The sequence below is a fragment of the Plantibacter sp. MMLR14_011 genome (assembly GCF_001865025.1).
Lineage (GTDB): Bacteria > Actinomycetota > Actinomycetes > Actinomycetales > Microbacteriaceae > Plantibacter > Plantibacter flavus_A.
The window spans coordinates 198,808-217,410 of sequence record NZ_MJGW01000002.1 but is presented as its reverse complement, the minus strand read 5'-3'; the positions used below and the strand labels follow the sequence as shown (position 1 = coordinate 217,410).

General features: G+C 71.0%; 12 protein-coding genes. 9 read left to right on the top strand and 3 right to left on the bottom strand.

The window, feature by feature from the left end; genetic code table 11:
* Positions 1-7: 7 nt before the first annotated feature.
* Complete coding sequence (locus BIU99_RS03845; RefSeq protein WP_071259612.1) at positions 8-4,852, bottom strand: ATP-dependent helicase; 4,845 nt, start codon at positions 4,850-4,852, stop codon at positions 8-10.
* Positions 4,853-5,004: 152 nt separating this feature from the next.
* Between BIU99_RS03845 and BIU99_RS03840 the strand changes: the two genes are divergently transcribed.
* On the top strand, positions 5,005-5,574 hold the full coding sequence (locus BIU99_RS03840; protein WP_064294286.1) for an NUDIX hydrolase family protein: 570 nt from the start codon (positions 5,005-5,007) through the stop codon (positions 5,572-5,574).
* A gap of 37 nt (positions 5,575-5,611) precedes the next feature.
* Here BIU99_RS03840 and BIU99_RS03835 read toward each other — a convergent pair whose 3' ends face one another.
* Positions 5,612-6,106: a GNAT family N-acetyltransferase gene (locus tag BIU99_RS03835; protein ID WP_064294393.1), complete on the bottom strand. Its 495-nt coding sequence runs from the start codon at positions 6,104-6,106 to the stop codon at positions 5,612-5,614.
* Between the two features lie 109 nt (positions 6,107-6,215).
* Positions 6,216-7,793: a DEAD/DEAH box helicase gene (locus tag BIU99_RS03830; RefSeq protein WP_071259610.1), complete on the bottom strand. Its 1,578-nt coding sequence runs from the start codon at positions 7,791-7,793 to the stop codon at positions 6,216-6,218.
* Between the two features lie 478 nt (positions 7,794-8,271).
* Here BIU99_RS03830 and BIU99_RS03825 point away from each other — a divergent pair, with 478 nt between their 5' ends.
* From BIU99_RS03825 to BIU99_RS03790, 8 genes are all read left to right on the top strand, one after another.
* The gene (locus tag BIU99_RS03825) at positions 8,272-10,290 is read left to right on the top strand and encodes a glycoside hydrolase family 127 protein (protein ID WP_139205335.1); all 2,019 of its coding nucleotides are present in this window, start codon (positions 8,272-8,274) and stop codon (positions 10,288-10,290) included.
* A gap of 77 nt (positions 10,291-10,367) precedes the next feature.
* The gene (locus BIU99_RS03820; RefSeq protein ID WP_071259608.1) at positions 10,368-12,062 is read left to right on the top strand and encodes an ABC transporter substrate-binding protein; all 1,695 of its coding nucleotides are present in this window, start codon (positions 10,368-10,370) and stop codon (positions 12,060-12,062) included.
* A gap of 45 nt (positions 12,063-12,107) precedes the next feature.
* Entirely contained in the window at positions 12,108-13,043 is a 936-nt protein-coding gene (locus tag BIU99_RS03815; RefSeq protein ID WP_064294392.1) for an ABC transporter permease, read from the top strand.
* Positions 13,040-14,035 (top strand): ABC transporter permease, encoded by a 996-nt coding sequence (locus BIU99_RS03810; protein WP_064294283.1) that lies wholly within the window; start codon positions 13,040-13,042, stop codon positions 14,033-14,035. Before BIU99_RS03815 ends, BIU99_RS03810 begins: the two co-directional genes overlap by 4 nt.
* Positions 14,032-14,913 carry an ABC transporter ATP-binding protein gene (locus BIU99_RS03805; protein WP_071259606.1) on the top strand — a complete coding sequence of 294 codons (882 nt, stop codon included), beginning with the start codon at positions 14,032-14,034 and terminating at the stop codon, positions 14,911-14,913. Before BIU99_RS03810 ends, BIU99_RS03805 begins: the two co-directional genes overlap by 4 nt.
* Positions 14,910-15,788, top strand: coding sequence for an ABC transporter ATP-binding protein (locus tag BIU99_RS03800; RefSeq protein ID WP_071259604.1), 879 nt, complete (start codon positions 14,910-14,912; stop codon positions 15,786-15,788). The genes BIU99_RS03805 and BIU99_RS03800 overlap by 4 nt, the downstream gene beginning before the upstream one ends.
* Positions 15,785-17,098 carry an alpha/beta fold hydrolase gene (locus tag BIU99_RS03795; RefSeq protein WP_071259602.1) on the top strand — a complete coding sequence of 438 codons (1,314 nt, stop codon included), beginning with the start codon at positions 15,785-15,787 and terminating at the stop codon, positions 17,096-17,098. The genes BIU99_RS03800 and BIU99_RS03795 overlap by 4 nt, the downstream gene beginning before the upstream one ends.
* Entirely contained in the window at positions 17,095-18,585 is a 1,491-nt protein-coding gene (locus BIU99_RS03790) for an aminopeptidase P family protein (protein ID WP_371263747.1), read from the top strand. Before BIU99_RS03795 ends, BIU99_RS03790 begins: the two co-directional genes overlap by 4 nt.
* Positions 18,586-18,603: the final 18 nt, after the last annotated feature.

Below are 18,603 nucleotides of genomic sequence, written 5' to 3'. Positions count from 1 at the left end.
CGCAAGTTCACCCACGCCGGAGCCGCAATCCACGTGGTGTCTCGACGAACCCGGCGTCGCGGAGGGCGTGGCCCGTCGGGGTGCCGAGCACGAAGGCGCCGTTTACCTGCTCGATGCCGAGCTTCTCGATGCGACCCGCTCGCACCGTCGCCGCCAGGGAACGCGCCCCGGCACGGAGCTGGTCGTCGTCCTCCGAGAACACGAGCGCCGTCTTGCCGCCGCGTTCAAGGTAGTAGACCGGTGCTCCGTCGACGAGGACGACGAGCGCACCCGCCTTCCGACCCGGGCGGTGTTTCACCCCGGTGACCTCCTGCCCCGGCCACCCGAGGGCGGCGCCGTACGGGTTCGCCGGGTCGGTCGCGGCGAGGGTGACGGCGTCGAGCGGTGGTTCGTCATCGGTCCGGATGAATCCGCGCAGGCGGTCGACGGTGCCCGAGGAGGCGAACTGGGCCCCACCGAGGCGCTCCACGAAGTACCCGCGTCGGCAGCGGCCGTTCTCCTCGAACTGCTTGAGCACGCGGTAGGCGAGGGCGAAGCCGCCCGTCACCCCCTCCGCGACGACGGAGCCGCGCGTCACGACGCCGTAGCGCTCGAGCAGGGTCTCGCCCGTGGCGACGGCACGGATGGTGGCGTCCTGCTCGGCCAACGGCAGGATCGACCACCGTCCGCCGAGCGTCTGACTCGCCCGCGTCGACATCGAGGGACGTTGCAGGTTGCGCCCGCGGTACAGCTTCGATCGCGGGGTCTGCCGTTGCACCCGGTGCGCCGAGTTCCCCGAACCGGAGCCGACGAGCGTGCGGAGTGGGGAGAAGGTGTCGTTGGTGACGAGCCCGGCCCACACGAGCTCCCAGAGGGCGTCGACGAGAAGTTTGTCGTCCGTCGAGCCGACCGACTCCGCGAGCTGCCGGAAGAAGTACGCACCGCCCCCACCGAGCGTCGCGAGCAACTCGGTCTGCAGGGCGTCGGGGGTGTGCGGCGTCGGAGCGAGCGGCAGCGTGAGTGGTGCCGTGTCGGCGAGGTGGAGCGCGACCCAACCGTCGTTGCCGGGGATCGACCCGCTGCCCGACCACACGACCTCGCCCGTCGCGGTGAGCTCGTCGAGCATCGCTGGACTGTAGTCGGCGACGCGCGAGGGCAGGATCAGCGACTCCCAGGCCGACGCCGGGATGGGCGCACCGGCGAGCTGGTCGATGACCGTCGCGACGCCGTCGACACCGCGCAGCGTCCCGCCGAGGTGCTGCCACACCGGCAGGAATCGGGCGAACGCCTGCTGCTCGACCGGCTCGACCTCGTGCCGCAGAGCGGCCAGCGATCGGATGCGGAGCTTGCGCAGCACGCCGGCGTCGCACCACTCCGTCGCGTCGGTGGGGCCGCGGTCGGTGTCGTCGCCCTCGCCCACCTGCTGCCTGCCGGCGGGGAGGAACTCGCCCTTGACCACGCGTCCGGCGTCGGCCAATCGGGCGAGCGTGTGCTGGACCACCGCCGTCCCGAGACCGAAGCGCCTGGCCGTCTGTCCGGTCGTGAACGGCCCGTGCGTGCGCGCGTGGCGCGCGAGGAGGTCGCCCAGCGGGTCGGCGACCGGCTCGGTGAACGCGACGGGTACGCCGATGGGCAGCGGGGTGCCGAGGGCGTCGCGGAGTCGTCCGGCGTCCTCGATCGCGGCGAAGCGCTCTTCGCCGGCGATCGGGACGCGGATGACGCGCTTCGAGCGTTCGAGTTCGGCGACGGCGGCCGCCGAGCGAGCCGGATCCGGGGACCAGGCTTGCGGGTCGTCGCCGCGACTCGCCTCGCCGTCGGTGGAGACGGTGACGCCGTCGAAGGTCGTCCGGGCTGCTATCTCGTCGATGGTGAGCGGGCCGAGCATCCGCAGCGCGTCGGCGACGCCCTCGACCCCCTTGAGTCGTCGCTCGGGGTCGAGACGCTGCAGCTCGAGCGCGGTCTGTTCGATGACACCCGGGTCGAGCAGCTCGCGGAGTTCCACGCGGCCGAGGAGTTCGCCCAGCATGGTGCTGTCGACCGCGAGCGCGGCGGCCCGGCGCTCGGCCAACGGGCTGTCGCCCTCGTACATGAACGCGCCGACGTAGCCGAACAGGAGTGAACGGGCGTAGGGCGAGGGCTGATCCGTCGTGGTCTCGACGATGCGGATCGCGCGCGACTGCAGCTCGCGCGCGAGGTGGTCGAGGGCCGGGAGGTCGTAGACGTCCTGCAGACACTCGCGGAGCGTCTCGAGGATGATCGGGAACGTCGGGTACTGCTTCGCGACCTCGAGGAGCTGTGCCGAGCGCTGGCGCTGCTGCCAGAGCGGCGAGCGTTTCTGCGGCGAGTAGTTCGGGAGCAGCAGCGCACGGGCGGCGCACTCGCGGAACCGTGAGGCGAACAGCGCCGAGCCACCGACCTCCTGCGTGACGAGGGCGTCGAGCTCCTCCGGTTCGAAGACGAAGAGCTCGGCTCCCGGCGGCTCGCTCTCGGTGTCGGGCAGGCGGACGATGATGCCGTCGTCGCTCGCCACCGCCGAGCCGTCGACCCCCAGACGCTCCTGCACCCGGGCACCGACCGCGAGCGCCCAGGGCGCGTGCACACGGAGTCCGTAGGGGGAGTGGAGGATGACCCGCCAGTCGCCGAGTTCGTCGCGCGAGCGTTCGACGACGAGGGTCGTGTCGTTGGGGACGACGCCCGTCGCCTCGCGTTGCTCGCGGACGTAGGCGACGAGGTTGCTGATGGCCCGCTCGTCGAGGCCGGCTGCCTCGAGACGTGGGGTGGACCCCGTGCCGGTGGTGTCGAGCTCGCGCACGAAGGCGCCGATGGCGCGACCGAGCTCGGCCGGGCGTCCGATGCCGTCGCCCTTCCAGAACGGCAGTCGCCCCGGCTGACCGAACGCCGGGGTCACGAGCACGCGGTCGTGGGTGATCTCCTGGATGCGCCAGCTCGTGGCGCCGAGGGCGAAGACGTCGCCGACGCGGGACTCGTAGACCATCTCCTCGTCGAGCTCGCCGACGCGCGCGCCGGCGCCGGACTCGCCGACCATGAACACGCCGAAGAGCCCGCGGTCGGGGATGGTGCCGCCGCTCGTGACGGCCAGGCGCTGGGCTCCCGGCCGACCGGTCAGCACCCCGGCGTCGCGATCCCAGACGATCCGCGGCCGCAGTTCGGCAAAGGCGTCGGAGGGGTAGCGTCCGGCCAGGAGGTCGAGCGTCGCCTCGAAGGCCGAGCGGGGCAGGGAGGCGAACGGGGCACTGCGCTTGACCGTCTCGAACCAGTCCTCCACGCCGAGTTCGTCGAGCGCGACCGCAGCGACCGTCTGCTGCGCGAGGATGTCGAGTGGATTCGAGGGCACCTCGATCGCCTCGATGAGCCCGGCCTCCATCCGCTCGGTCGCGACCGTGGTGCTGATGAGGTCGGCGCGGTGCTTCGGGAACAGGACGCCTCGGGAGACCTCGCCCACCTGGTGGCCGGCGCGGCCGACCCGCTGCAGGCCGCTCGCGACGCTCGGCGGTGACTCGACCTGGATGACGAGGTCGACCTCGCCCATGTCGATGCCGAGCTCGAGGCTCGAGGTCGCGACCACGCAGCGCAGGCGTCCGGACTTGAGGTCCTCCTCGATGCCCGCGCGCTGCTCCTTGGACACGGAACCGTGGTGGGCGCGTGCGAGGAGGGGGATGTCGTCGTCGCTCTCCTCGGTGGCCGGCCGGGCCGCTGCGGCCGCGACGCTCGTCGATCCGCGGGTCTGTCCGCTCTGGGCCATGAGCTGCGCCGGTGGACGCCCCGCACCGGGGGTCGTGAGGGTGGCGTCGCTGAGTCGGGCCTCGTTGATCTCGTTGAGCCGGGCCGTGAGCCGCTCCGCCAGCCGGCGGGAGTTGGCGAACACGATGGTGGAGCGGTGCGCGAGCACACGGTCGACGATCGCCTCCTCGACGTGCGGCCAGATGCTGCCGACGCGGTCTTCTCCACCGCCGTCGCTGTTCGGGGTGTACCCGGTGAACCCGCCACCGCTGCCGTCGTCGTCGGCCTCGCCGGGCGTCCGCATGCCGGCGTCGGGGTCGGTCATGTCGTCGACCGGGACGACCACGTGCAGGTCGAAGGTCTTCGCAGCCGGCGGGGCCACGATCTCGACCGGTGCGCGGCCCCCGAGGAACCGCGCGACCTCCTCGGCGGGGCGCACCGTGGCGGAGAGCCCGATGCGCTGCACGGGCTTCTCGAGCATGGCGTCGAGCCGCTCGAGCGACACCGCGAGGTGCGCGCCGCGCTTCGTCGAGGCGACGGCGTGGATCTCGTCGATGATGACGGTGTCGACCGTGCGGAGGGTCTCTCGCGCCGCGCTCGTGAGCATGAGGAAGAGCGACTCGGGGGTGGTGATGAGGATGTCCGGTGGCTCTTTGGCCATCGCCCGGCGGTCGGCGGACGGGGTGTCGCCCGAGCGGACGCCGACGCTGATGGTGGGCGGCTCGGTGCCGAGGCGGCGTGCCGCCTGGGCGATGCCGACGAGCGGGGTGCGGAGGTTGCGCTCGACGTCGACGCCGAGGGCCTTCAGCGGCGAGATGTAGAGGACGCGGGTGCCGCGGGAGCGCTCGTGCTGGGCGGCGGCGGCCTCCGCCTCGTCGGCCTCGAGCCCGGTGAGCGGGACGCCGCTGCGTGGCCGGACGGCGTGCTCGGCGATGGCCTCGGAGAGCAGGCGGTCGATCGACCAGAGGAACGCGGACAGGGTCTTACCCGAACCGGTCGGCGCGACGACGAGGGCGTTGGCGCCGCGGGAGATCGCGTCCCAAGCACCCGCCTGCGCCGGCGTGGGCGCGACGAACGCCCCCTCGAACCAGTCGCGCGTCGCGGGGGAGAAGCGCTCGAGCACCTCGGTCATGGGTTCCATCATCCTGCACCCCACCGACACCGCGACCGGCGTCGCGCGCGGCCGCGTGGCCCCGTATGATCCCGCCGCGCGTCGGGCGCGGTGTCCGGTCGAACCGCCGCCCACCTGGATCGCCGCTCGGCTCCATACGGTATGAAGGAGCTATGAGCGTTCGCACCCCTGACCCCAACCCGGAACCCGATCTCCCCGGCAATTCCAATCCGGGCTGGCTGTCGGACGTCGAACTCGAGGAGATCCGCCGCCGGCTCCCGCTGCTGTACGTGGAGGCCGTGCCGGTCCGCGTCGACGGCTTCGGCGTCGTCACCGAGGTGGGCGTCCTGCTCCGGGCCACCGCGCTCGGCGAGATGACGCGCACGCTCGTCTCCGGTCGCGTCATGTACGGCGAGACGATCCGCGACGCGCTCTTCCGTCACCTGGAGAAGGACCTCGGTCCGATGGCGTTCCCGTTGCTCCCCGCGTCGCCCGTGCCGTTCCAGGTGGCCGAGTACTTCCCGTTGCCCGGATTGTCGCCGTACTCCGACGACCGGCAGCACGCCGTCGCGTTGGCGTACGTCGTCCCGGTGACCGGTACCTGCGAACCCCGCCAGGACGCGCTCGAACTCACGTGGATGACGCCCGAGGCGGCGTCCTCCGACGCGATCGCCGCCGAGATGGAGGGCGGCCGCGGCACGCTCCTCCGCGCGGCCCTCGCCTCCGTCGGCCGGCTCCGCTAGCCCTTCGACAGGCTCAGGGGTCGGGGACCGGGGTGCGTCAGCGGGTGTAGCGGACCTCGTCGATCATCTCGCCGAGGAACGGCTCGGTCTTGGCTCCACCGTCGAGCACGAACCCGTTGCGCTGGTAGAAGCGGTGCGCACGCGGGTTGTCCGCGGCGACCCACAGGAACGACGGCTGACCGTCGGGGATCGCGGCGTCGAACAGCTGCTGACCGATCCCGGTGCCGTGCCACGCGTCCAGCAGGTAGATGAAGTACAGCTCGCGCTCGCGGGGTGCGTCCTCGTCGCGGGCCGGACCCGAACCGGAGAACCCGACGATCTCGCCGTCGACGAGGGCGGCGAAGTGCGTGTACTCGGGGCCCTGTGCGGCCCAGTGGGTCCAGAGCTCGGCCATGCGACGCGGCGACAGCTTCGCGAGCGTCGCAGCGCTGATGAGGTGGTCGTAGGTCTCGTGCCAGGTGGTGGCGTGGACGCGTCCCAGCGACTCGGCATCGACGTCGCGGACGGGGCGGACGACTGCGTTGACGTTCATGGTGGAACCGTATCCCGAGCGCCCCCGTCTCGCGAAATCGAGCGGGTCCGCGAACGGCGAAGCGCCGCCCACCCTGCGGTGGACGGCGCTTCGTTCGAGCGGTTCGCTACTAGTTGCCGCTGGACGCGCGACGGTTGGTCCGGGGACGCGAGGACTCGGCGGGAGCGCCTGAGTTCGCGGCGTAGCCGGTGCTGTAGTGCGTGCGGCTGCCACCGGTGGCGGCACCCGCACGGGCACCGCCCGAGCGACCGGCGCCGGAGCGCTGTCCTCCCTGACCACCGTTGCCGCCGGCGGGACGACCGCCACGACGACCGCCGCCGCCCTGGCCTCCCTCGCGAGGAGCGCTGTCGCGGCTCGCGCCGGCACGGGCGCCGTCGCGGTCGCGGTGACCGTTGCCGAGGCCGTTGCCGTCGCGGGCTGCGCGCTTGCGCTGCGCGTTGGCGCCCTGTGAGCGACCGCCGCCACCCTGCTGCTGCACGGCCGCGCGCGGCGCCGGCTTCACGTAGGGGGCGACGTCGCCGATGAGCTCGAGGACCGCCGGGGAGGTCGCGGTGACCGCCTGCGGGGTGACGGTGATCTCGGCCTTACGGAGGAGCTTCTTGAGGTCGTCCATCTGGCCGGGGATCGCGAGGGTCACGACGTCACCGGCGCTGCCCGCGCGAGCCGTTCGGCCCGAGCGGTGCAGGTACGCCTTGTGCTCGGTCGGCGGGTCGACGTGGATGACGAGCTCGACGTCGTCGACGTGCACACCGCGTGCGGCGACGTCGGTGGCGACGAGGACCTTGGCGGTGCCGGCGCTGAAGGCCGCGAGGTTGCGATCGCGGGCCACCTGCGAGAGGTTGCCGTGCAGGTCGACCGCGGGGATGCCGGAGTCGGTGAGCTGCTTCGCGAGCTTCTTGGCGTGGTGCTTCGTGCGCATGAAGAGGATGCGACGGCCGCTACCCGAGGCGAGGGCCTGGATGAGGTCCTTCTTCGACTCGACCGAGGGGGTCGTGAAGACGTGGTGGGTCATCGCGGCGACGGGCGAGTTCGCCTCGTCGACGGAGTGGAGCACCTCGTTCTGCAGGAACTTGCGGACGAGCTTGTCCACGCCGTTGTCGAGCGTCGCGGAGAACAGCAGACGCTGCCCGCCGCGAGGCGTCTTGTCGAGGATGCGCGTGACGACCGGCAGGAAGCCGAGGTCGGCCATGTGGTCGGCCTCGTCGAGGACGGTGATCTCCACGGCGTCGAGGTTCACGAAGCCCTGCTTCATGAGGTCCTCGAGGCGGCCGGGGCAGGCGATGACGATGTCGACGCCGGCGCGGAGCGCCTCTTCCTGACGCTTCTGCGAGACGCCGCCGAAGATCGTGGTGGTCTTCAGCGAGTAGGCGTCGGCCAGCGGCTGCATGACCGCGGCGATCTGGGTGGCGAGCTCGCGGGTCGGGGCGAGGACGAGTCCGAGCGGGCGACCCGGACGGCGCTTGCCGCCGGCGAGGGCGCCGCCGAGACGGGCGACCATCGGGATGCTGAAGGCGAGGGTCTTGCCGGAGCCGGTCTTGCCGCGGCCGAGGACGTCGCGTCCGCCGAGGGTGTCGGGGAGCGTGTCGATCTGGATGGGGAACGCGCTCGTCTTGCCGTCCTTCGCGAGGGAGGCGACGAGTGGTGCCGGGACGCCGAGGGCGTCGAAGGTGATGGTTGCTTCGGTCATGGGTGTGTGTCTCTTTCAGGCACGGCCACGAGCTTCGATGACGGCTGCCGGCGCACTCGTGTGCGGTAGCGGGCACTGCCGGGACGACCACGCACGTGATGACTCACGTGGATGGTACGGCGTGCTTCCGTCGGCGTCGTCGCTGGTGGGAGGTGGCGAAGGCGCAGGTCGCGCATCCGTTCGCCGTATGAAGTGTCATCGACCCTGGCATGCACCGCTGGGTGCCGTGCAGGGGAGAGAGGGAGCGTTCTACGACGCAAGCGAGTACCGCACCGGATGGCGCGATCGCACGCAAGTTGCTCCAGCGTAGCGCATCCGGCGAGGAGTCTGCTGGGAGTGGCGCGTTACGGCTGTGTTTCCATCTCCTGGAATCGGTCGTCGGCGCTTGACAGTCCGCTGGAGCGGGTGAGTAATGTGTCACCCACCACAAACCCGGATCCGTGTACTGTGTCACACGGTACAGAAAGGCCTGTCGCCCATGAGCTTCGACGAAGACGCCCGAGCAGCGAGCACCGCGGTGCACGCGGGAGGCCGTTACGCCGCCGTCGCACCGATCGCCGGAGTCCGCATCCCGCTGGGTGCCGGACAGGTCGCGCTGGGCGACGGCGAACTCGGTGCGTGGCAGCGTCGGAACCGGGGCGCCACCGTCCCGCACTCGATCGAGCAGCTCCGCCTCGCCGGCAACCTCGACAACCTCGCCCGGATCGCCGACCCCGGCGACGGCACGTCACGCTTCCGCGGGCGCTACCCGTTCCTCGACACGGACGTCTTCAAGACCCTGGAAGGCCTCGCCTACCTGCTCGCCGAGGACGAGGTCGTCGGCGCGGCACCCGGCGATGTCCGCGACTTCTACGAGGAGGCCGTCGGTGTCATCGAAGCCGCGCAGCGGGAGGACGGGTACCTCAACTCCTATTTCCAGGCTCCGGAGATCGAGAAGGAACCCTGGGAGGACCTCGCCTGGGGCCACGAGTTGTACAACCTCGGGCACCTCATCCAGGCGGCGATCGCCGCGAAGCGCCGTCTCGGCGACGACCGTCTGCTGAACGTCGCCCGGGCCTTCGCCGACCTCGCCGTCGATCGGTTCGGACCGGACGGCGACCCGCAGGTGTGCGGGCACCCCGAGGTCGAGATGGCCCTGGTGGAGCTGTTCCGTGAGACCGGCGTGCGGTCCTACCTCGAGCTCGCGACCGCGTTCGTCGACCGCCGCGGCCACGGCACGGTCGAGCTCCGGGTCTTCCCCGCCGAGTACTTCCAGGACTCGGCCCCACTGCGTGACCTCGACTCCGTGACCGGACACGCCGTCCGCATGGCGTACCTGGCCGCAGGAGCGACCGACGTCGCCCTCGAACACGGCGACCAGGAACTGCTCGCGTCGCTGCAGCGGCTCTGGGACGACATGGTGGAGACGAAGCTCTACCTCACGGGCGGCCTCGGGAGCCGACACTCCGACGAGGCGATCGGCGACCGCTACGAGCTGCCATCCGAACGCTCCTACAGCGAGACGTGCGCCGCGATCGCCGTGATGCAGTGGGGCTGGCGCCTGTACCTCGCGACCGGGTCGGCGGCCGTCCTCGACACCGTCGAGACCGTCCTCTACAACGCCTACGCCGCCGGCCTCTCCGCGGACGGCACGGCCTTCTTCTACGACAACCCGCTGCAGCGTCGCCCCGACCACCTGCAGCGGTCGGGGGCGGAAGCGGACGGCGAACTCCTCAGGCGGAGCTGGTTCGGGTGCCCGTGCTGCCCGCCGAACATCGTGCGCTGGACCGCGGAGCTGCAGGACCACCTCGCGACGTCGACTCCCGCCGGTGTCGAAGTCGCGCACCTCACCGCGGCGTCGATCACGACCGAGCGGCTCTCCGTCACCGTCGACACCGCGTATCCGTGGGACGGAGTGGTCACCGTGACGGTGGACACCGCCGCCGACGACGAGGTCGAGCTCGCGATCCGCATCCCCGCGTGGGTCGTGGGCGGCTCCATCCGCGTGGGTGGATCGGCCGCGCCGCTCGAACCCGTCGACGGATGGATCCGGGTCCGGCGCTGGTGGCGTGCGGGCGACACCCTGGAGCTCGACCTCCCGATGCCCGTCCGGGCGCACGGCGCGCACCCCTCCGTCGACGCCCTCCGCGGCTCGATCGCCTTCGCCCGCGGACCGATCGTCTCCTGCGCCGAGCAGCAGGACACGACGGCGGACCTCGACCTCCTGCGGTTCTCCGGAGCCGACGCGGATCTCGCGGTCGTCGAGCACCGTCGGATCCTGGCCCGGGAGGGGATCGACGCCGTCGCACTGCTCGTCCCGGCGGCCGTCGACGCTCCCGCTCCGGCCGTGCTCTACCCGGTCCTCTCCGGTGCGCCCGAGGCCGAGCCCGCCGCGGCACCGCTCGTCGGTGTCGCGACGACAGCCGCGGCGACGCAGACCACCGCGACCCTCATCCCCTACGCCCTCTGGGGCAACCGCGAACCGGGCGCCATGCGCGTCTGGTTCCGCGCCCGCTGACCTCCTCCCGTCCCCGACCCCGCTCCACCCTCTCCACCCGCGGGCGACCCGCCCGATCGACACGAAAGCAGAGCGTCATGAAGCAACGATTCTCCATCCCCGCCCTCGCGGCGGCGGCCGTCCTCCTCCTCGCGGGGTGTACCTCCGCGGGTTCGGGCTCGGGAGGTGACGGACCGTCCAGCACCCCGGTGAAGGGCGGCACCGTCGACGTCCTCTTGAACGCGGACTTCTCGCACCTCGACCCTGTCCAGGGCTTCGACGGCGGCGTGAACAACTTCTACCGTCTGATCTACCGCACGTTGACGACGCAGTCCACGGGCGAGGGCGCCAAGGGCACCGAGATGGTCCCCGACCTCGCGACCGACCTCGGCACGGTGAGCGACGACGGCCTCCAGTGGACGTTCACGCTCAAGGACGACCTGAAGTTCGAGGACGGCACGCCGATCACGAGCAAGGACGTGAAGTTCGGCGTCGAGCGCTCCTTCGACCCGGCCATCGCCGTCGGATCGCCCTACGCCCGCCTCACGATCGCCGGCACGGACTCGTATGAGGGCCCGTACATCACGGGTGACCTGCCGTCCATCCAGACGCCGGACGACCAGACCATCGTCTTCACGCTCAAGGAGCCGTTCGCCGACTTCGCGAGCGTCGTCGGGCAGAACAGCTTCACACCCTTCCCCGCCGACACCGAGCGGGTGACGACGACGAGCCTCGACAAGATGCCGATCGCCTCCGGCCCCTACAAGGTCGACAGCTACGAGCGCGGTTCGCAGCTGAAGCTCGTCCGCAACGACTCGTGGGACCCGAAGACGGACGACGTCCGCAAGGCCTACCCGGACGGCTTCGACTTCACCTTCGGTCTCGACGCCTCGACCATCGACGAGCGCATGATCGCCGGCCAGGGTGACGACGCGAACGCGATCGCCGGGTCCGTCCAGGCGGCCTCCATCTCCCGCATCCAGACGCCGGCCCTCAAGGCACGCACCATCGCCGGTCTCCAGGGCTGCACCACGTACATGGGTCTGAACACGACCAAGCCGAACATGGACAACCCGCTGGTCCGCCAGGCCATCGCGTACGCCATCGACCGCGAGTCGGTGAAGGACGCCTCGGGCGGGTCGCAGCTCGCGGACGTCGCGACCACCATGCTGCCGCCCACCGTCGCCGGTCACACCGAGTTCGACCTCTACCCGAGCAAGGACAACGCCGGCGACCCGGAGAAGGCCAAGGAACTCCTCGCCGAGGCGGGCCTGCCCGACGGCTTCTCCTTCACGCTCGACATCCGCAGCCAGCCCAAGATGCAGGCGCAGGCCGAGGCGGTGCAGCAGGCGCTCGCGAAGGCCGGCATCACGGTGAACTTCAACCTCATCGACACCTCCACCTACTACGAGGTCATCGGCACGACGTCACAGCAGAACGACGCCGCCATCACCGGCTGGTGCCCGGACTGGGCCTCAGGCTCGACCTTCCTGCCGCCGCTCTTCGACGGTTCGCAGATCTTCCCGAAGGGCAACTCGAACATCGCGCAGCTGAACGACCCCGCCGTCAACGAGCGCATCGCCGAGATCCGCGCGATGACCGACACCGACGAGGCCAACGCCGCCTGGGGCGCGCTCGACGAGCAGATCCAGAAGCTCGTACCGACGGTGCCGCTGCTGTTCGAGAAGACGGTCATGGTCGTCGGAGCCAACGTCGCGGGTGCGTACTCGCACGCCGGGTACTCCGGTGGCATCGACTACGTGTCCGTCGGCCTGTCCTCGGCCGGCAAGTAGTCGGAAAGCCGGTAGCCGCAGATGTCGTCGTCCGTTCCCAGTGAGCTGACCACCGTCGCCGAGGAGGTGGGTGCGCCGGTCGGTGCGCCCACCCCCGCGCGGCGGGTGATCGCCACCCTCCGTTCCAGCCCACCGGTGCTGCTCAGCGTCGCGTTCATCGTGCTCGTCGTGCTGCTCGCGATCCTCGCCCCACTGATCACCGCGATCAGCGGCTGGGGTCCGTACACCTTCGACAAGTCGGCGGTGGACTCCGACCTCGGCGGCGTGCCGATCGGCAACCTCGGCGGGATCTCCGCCGAGCACTGGTTCGGGGTCGAACCCGGGAACGGACGCGACATCTTCGCGCGCATCGCCTTCGGTGCGCAGGTGTCGCTGTCGATCGCCGTCTCGGCGACCATCGTCACCACCGTGCTCGGCGTGGTGCTCGGCATGCTCGCCGGCTTCTACGGCGGGTGGGTCGACCAGGTCGTCTCCCGCGTCATGGACTTCCTCATGGCGTTCCCGTCGCTCATCTTCATGATCGCGCTCCTGTCGGCCCTGCCCGCCGGCAACCGACCGGTCCTGCTCGTCGTGGTGCTGAGCCTCTTCGGCTGGCCGTACACCGCCCGGGTGGTGCGCGGTCAGGCGATGTCGCTGCGGACGAGCGAGTTCGTCGAATCGGCGCGTGCGTCGGGCGCCGGGGGCATCCGCATCGTCTTCCGCGAGATCCTGCCGAACCTGCGCGGCACCATCATCGTCCTGGCCACCCTCGCCGTTCCCGGTTACATCGGCACGGAGGCTGGCCTCTCCTTCCTCGGCGTCGGCGTCACCCCGCCCACGCCGAGCTGGGGCCAGATGATCGCGACCGCGGTCGGCTGGTACGCGGTCGACCCGATGTACTTCCTGATCCCCGGCACCTTCCTGTTCCTCACGGTGCTGTCCTTCACCGTGCTCGGCGACCGCCTGCGCAAGGCCCTCGACTCGGGAGACGCCGCCTCATGACCCTCTACCTCCTGCGCCGCATCGCGTCGGCGATCGGCATCCTGCTGCTCATCAGCCTCTTCACCTACGCCATCTTCTTCCTGCTGTCGCCCGACCCGGCGGTGCAGATCTGCGGCAAGACCTGCACCCCCGACCGCATCGACCAGATCCGGGCGCAGCTCGGGCTCGACCAGCCGTTCTGGCAGCAGTACCTCGAGTTCATCCGGGGGATCGTCATGGGCCGGAGCTACGGGGAGGGTGCCTCGGCGGTCTCCTGCGCGGCGCCGTGCCTCGGCTTCAGCTTCCAGACGAACGAGTCCGTCATGGACATGATCACCGCGCGCTTCCCCGTGACCGCGACGGTCGCGATCGGTGCGGCGGTCCTCTGGCTGCTCGTCGGCGTCAGCGGTGGCCTGCTCAGCGCCGTCAAGCAGGGGACCGGCTGGGACCGTGGGGCGATGATGGTCGCGCTCGCCGGCATCAGCCTGCCGAACTACTTCCTCGCGCTCCTCCTGCAGTACGTCCTCGTGGTGCAACTGCAGATCCTGCCGTTCCCGCAGGCCGTACCGTTCGCCGAGGACCCGGTCCGGTGGTTCCAGAACTACCTCATGCCGTGGATCGTGCTCGCCCTCGGCTACGCGTCGATGTACGCGAGGCTCGTCCGGTCGAACGTCATCGACACCCTCGGTGAGAACTTCATGCGGACCGCCCGGGCGAAGGGCCTGCCCGCGCCGCTCATCCTGCGCCGCCACGCGCTGCGCCCGGCGCTCACCCCCGTCGTCACGCTCTTCGGCATGGACTTCGCGGGCCTCCTCGGTGGCGCCCTCATCACCGAGACGGTGTTCGGACTGAACGGCGTCGGCAAGCTCGCCGCCGACTCGATCGCGAAGAACGACCAGCCGGTCATCATGGGCGTCACCCTCCTGGCCGCGTTCTTCGTGGTCATCGGCAACGTCGTGGTCGACGTCGCGTACACGTTCCTCGACCCGAGAGTGAGAGTGAAGAGCGCATGAGCCCCACCGTCACCAGGACCATCTCCCTGCCCGTCCCCGGGGCGGCGCTGCTCGAGGTCGACGACCTCACGGTCACCTTCCCGACCACCTCCGGTGACGTCGACGTGGTGCGGAAGGCGTCGTTCGCGGTCCAGCACGGCCAGACCCTCGGCATCGTGGGCGAGTCCGGCTCCGGCAAGTCCATGACCTCGCTCGCGATCATGGGACTGCTCCCGAACGGCGGGCGCACGACCGGCAGCGTCCGACTGAGCGGACACGAGCTCGTCGGTCGCAGCGACCGCGAGATGCGCCGCGTGCGCGGCGACCGGATCGCGATGGTCTTCCAGGACCCGCTCTCCTCGCTCAACCCGTACTACACCGTCGGACTGCAGATCGAGGAGGCGTACCGCGCCCATCGCGGCGGTTCCCGGAAGGCCGCCAGGGCCGTCACGATCGAAGCCCTGGAGCGGGTCCGCATCGCCGACGCCGCTCGGCGCGTCGACCACTACCCGCACCAGTTCTCGGGCGGCATGCGGCAGCGCATCATGATCGCGATGGCGCTCTGCCTGGAACCCGACCTGCTCATCGCGGACGAACCGACGACGGCGCTCGACGTCACCGTCCAGGCGCAGATCCTCGACCTCCTCTCCGAACTGCAACGGGAGACCGGCACCGGCATGATCTTCATCACCCACGACCTCGCCGTGGTCAGTCAGGTCGCCGACGACGTGCTCGTCATGCGCGGCGGCGACCCCGTCGAGATGGGCGCCGCCGAGCAGATCTTCTCCCGGCCGCAGGCGCCGTACACCCGCGCACTGCTCGACGCCCTCCCGCGGATCGACGACCCGTTCACCGAGCGCCCGACGGCACCCGCGACGACCGGAGAGGGACGGGCATGAACGACGCACCAGTGCTCCTGCAGGCCACCGGGCTCACGAAGGACTTCACGACCAAGGGTGACGGGGCGTTCCGCGCACGCACCACCCGGTTCCGCGCCGTCGACGACGTCGGGTTCGCCGTCCGCTCGGGCGAGACGCTCGGCATCGTCGGGGAGTCGGGCAGCGGCAAGTCGACGACCGCGCGGATGATCGCGAAGCTCATCGAACCGACCGCCGGCACGATCACCTTCGACGGTGAGGACGTCACCGCCGCGCGTGGGCCGGCGCTCGCCGCGTTCCGGACGAAGGTGCAGGTCGTCTTCCAGGACCCGTTCTCCTCCCTCAACCCGCGGCACACCGTCGAGCGCATCGTGTCGGCGCCGCTCGACTACCAGGGCATCACCCCGAAGCAGGGCAAGCGCGCCCTCGTGCGCGACCTCCTCGACCGCGTCGGCCTGAACCCCGACCACCTCCAGCGATACCCGCGGCAGTTCTCCGGCGGCCAGGCCCAGCGCATCGGGATCGCCCGGGCGCTCGCCGTCTCCCCGAAGCTCGTCATCTGCGACGAGGCGGTGTCGGCGCTCGACGTGTCGGTGCAGGCACGCATCATCGACCTGTTGCGAGACCTGCAGGCCGAGCGCGGCCTGAGCTACCTGTTCATCGCGCACGACCTCGCCGTCGTGCGGCAGATCGCCCACGACGTCGCCGTCATGCACCGGGGCAAGGTGGTCGAGCAGGGTGACCGCGAGGCGATCTTCGACCACCCGCAGGACGAGTACACGAAGACCCTGCTCGCCGCCGTGCCCACGATCGACCCGAGCTGGGAGGCCGCGCGTGCCACCATGCTCGAACAGGAGCGGACGCACGGATCGGCCGCCGGAAGGACAGAGGCATGACCCACCGCACCACCACCTCCCTGCTGCCGGGGATCCACGTGACCGACCACACGGTCGACGTCCCGCTCGACTGGCGACGGCCCGACGACGGCCGCACGATCAGCGTGTTCGCCCGCGAACTCGTCGACCCCCTGCGTCGCGACGAGCAGCTCCCGGTCCTCGTGTTCCTCCAGGGCGGACCGGGCGGCAAAGGCCCGCGTCCGGTGTCCAGGGACGGCTGGGTCGCCGAGGCCCTCCGCACCTTCCGCCTCGTGCTGCTCGACCAACGCGGCACCGGCCGGAGCACCAGGATCGACGGGCGCTCCATCGCGGCCGTCGGTGACGCTGCCGCACAGGCCGAGTACCTGGAACGCTTCCGGGCCGACTCGATCGTCGACGACGCCGAGTACCTGCGCCGCACCGTCTTCGGTGGCCGTCGCTGGTCGACGCTCGGTCAGAGCTACGGCGGGTTCCTCACCCTCACCTACCTCTCGCGAGCCTCGGAGGGACTGGCCGCCTGCTACGTCACGGGCGGTCTTGCGGGCATCCACCCGTCGGCGGCTGAGGTCTACCGCCGCACCTATCCGCGCACGGAGCGCAAGAACCGGGCCTTCGCCGAGCGGTACCCCCAGGACGTCGACACCGTCGCGCGGATCGCCGACCGACTCGCCGCCGAGGAGGTGCTCCTGCCGGACGGCGACCGACTCACCGTGCGGCGCTTCCAGAACCTCGGGATCGACTTCGGGATGAAGCCCGGTTACGAGCGTCTCCACTGGCTGCTCGACGAGGCGTTCGACAGCGGCGACCGCTTGAGCGACACCTTTCTGGCGCAGGTCTGGGGGAGGACGTCCTACGTCGACAACCCCCTCTTCATCGCCCTGCAGGAGAGCATCTACGGTGCCGCCGGCGCGGGGGCGACCGCGTGGGCGGCGCAGGCCGAGCGCGATGCACGGCCGGCGTTCGCCGAGACGGCCAGGCCGCTGCTGTTCACGGGCGAGATGGTCTACCCCTGGATGTTCGAGGAGATCCGCTCGCTCCAACCCTTCCAGGGTGCAGTGGAGCGACTGGCGGCCAAGACCGACTGGGACCCGTTGTACGACCCCGCGGTCCTGGAGGCGAGCACGGTGCCGCTCGCCGCGGCCGTGTACTTCGACGACATGTATGTGGACGCGCAGCTGCAGTTGGAGACGGTCGACGCCGTCGGCGGGGCGACCGCCTGGGTCACGAACGAGTACGAGCACGACGGGATCCAGGACGCCGCCGTGGTGCGCCGCCTGTTCTCGATGGTGGACGAGCGCGGCGGCCGTCGCGCGGATGAGGAGCAGGCATGACCGACACGCAGCAGCAGGCACCCGAGCAGACGGCGGGCCTCGCGCCGGCCACCACGGAGGCACCCGCCACGTCCATGCCGCGCCCGGCGAACCCGGACCCGAAGCTGCCCCGCCTGGCCGAGGTGCCGGCGTTCCGCGAGTTCCTCGGCACCGGCTGGGGCACCCCCGACCGCACGCCGCCGGTCGAGCCCGGGATCCCCGCAGCCGCAGCCGAGCACCGTCGTCGGCTGAGCGAGGCCTTCGTCGGGCGGACACTCGTCGTCGCCGCCGGTCGCGCGCCCGTCCGTGCCAACGACTCGAACTACGACTTCCGCCCCGACAGCGACTTCTTCTGGCTCACCGGCTGCTCCGCCGAGGACGCGGTCCTCATGCTGCGTCCGAGTGGTGCCGGTCACGACGCGACGTTGTACATCCCGGCACCGGCGCACCCGGGCGAGACCGGCTTCTTCGCGGACGCCAACCACGGCGAGCTCTGGGTCGGTTCGGCGCCGGGGCCGGCCGACTGGTCGGCGGTCCTCGACCTCCGGGTCGAGGTGCTCGCCGCGCTGCCCGACGCGCTCCGAGGCGTCGAACGACCGCTCCTCGCGGGGACCCTGACCTCGCGGCATCGCGCGCTCGAGCCGCTGACGGTCGCGCCGGAACTCGGCCGCGTGCTCTCGGAACTGCGCATGATCAAGGACGCGTGGGAGATCGCGGAGCTGCGGCGAGCGGTCGACGCGACCGTCGGTGGGTTCTCCGCCGTGATCCGGGAGCTGCCGACAGCCGTCGCCGGCGGCGGTGAGCGCTGGCTGCAGGGGACCTTCGACCGACACGCCCGCACCACCGGGAACGGCCCCGGCTACTCGACCATCGTCGGGAGCGGCGCGCACGCACCCACGCTCCACTGGGTGCGCTGCGACGGCCCGGTCCGACCCGAGGACGCGATCCTGCTCGACATGGGCGTGGAGACGCGTGCGTTCTACACGGCGGACGTCACCCGGACCTTCCCCGTCTCGGGCACCTTCAGTCCGGAGCAGCGACGGGTCCACGACCTCGTCGAGGCGTCCCACCGCGCCGGGATGGCCGCCGTGCGGCCGGGCCGCGACTTCACCGATTTCCACCACGCGGCCATGGAGGTCATCGCACAGGGACTCCACGACTGGGACCTCCTGCCGGTCTCCGTCGACGAGGCGCTCAGCCCGATGGGGCAACAGCACCGGCGGTACCTCGTGTGCGGCATCGGTCACCACCTCGGCCTCGACGTCCACGACTGCGCGAAGTCCTCCTACGAGGCCTACCAGGGTGGCTCGATGGCCCCCGGTATGGTCCTCACGGTCGAGCCGGGGCTGTACTTCCACGCCTTCGACGAGACGGTTCCACCGGAACTGCGCGGCATCGGCGTCCGGCTCGAGGACGACCTCCTCGTGACGGCCGACGGCGCCGAGGTGTTGTCGGATGCGCTGCCCATCGACGCGTCGGGCATCGAAGCGTGGATGCGCGCCCAGTAACCTGAGCGGACCGTGGTG

Excerpts from the sequence above, each read along its gene's own strand:
- BIU99_RS03845 (WP_071259612.1), bottom strand. The coding sequence starts at position 4,852 with ATGACCGAGGTGCTCGAGCGCTTCTCCCCCGCGACGCGCGACTGGTTC.
- BIU99_RS03840 (WP_064294286.1), top strand. The coding sequence starts at position 5,005 with ATGAGCGTTCGCACCCCTGACCCCAACCCGGAACCCGATCTCCCCGGC.
- BIU99_RS03835 (WP_064294393.1), bottom strand. The coding sequence starts at position 6,106 with ATGAACGTCAACGCAGTCGTCCGCCCCGTCCGCGACGTCGATGCCGAG.
- BIU99_RS03830 (WP_071259610.1), bottom strand. The coding sequence starts at position 7,793 with ATGACCGAAGCAACCATCACCTTCGACGCCCTCGGCGTCCCGGCACCA.
- BIU99_RS03825 (WP_139205335.1), top strand. The coding sequence starts at position 8,272 with ATGAGCTTCGACGAAGACGCCCGAGCAGCGAGCACCGCGGTGCACGCG.
- BIU99_RS03820 (WP_071259608.1), top strand. The coding sequence starts at position 10,368 with ATGAAGCAACGATTCTCCATCCCCGCCCTCGCGGCGGCGGCCGTCCTC.
- BIU99_RS03810 (WP_064294283.1), top strand. The coding sequence starts at position 13,040 with ATGACCCTCTACCTCCTGCGCCGCATCGCGTCGGCGATCGGCATCCTG.
- BIU99_RS03805 (WP_071259606.1), top strand. The coding sequence starts at position 14,032 with ATGAGCCCCACCGTCACCAGGACCATCTCCCTGCCCGTCCCCGGGGCG.
- BIU99_RS03800 (WP_071259604.1), top strand. The coding sequence starts at position 14,910 with ATGAACGACGCACCAGTGCTCCTGCAGGCCACCGGGCTCACGAAGGAC.
- BIU99_RS03795 (WP_071259602.1), top strand. The coding sequence starts at position 15,785 with ATGACCCACCGCACCACCACCTCCCTGCTGCCGGGGATCCACGTGACC.
- BIU99_RS03790 (WP_371263747.1), top strand. The coding sequence starts at position 17,095 with ATGACCGACACGCAGCAGCAGGCACCCGAGCAGACGGCGGGCCTCGCG.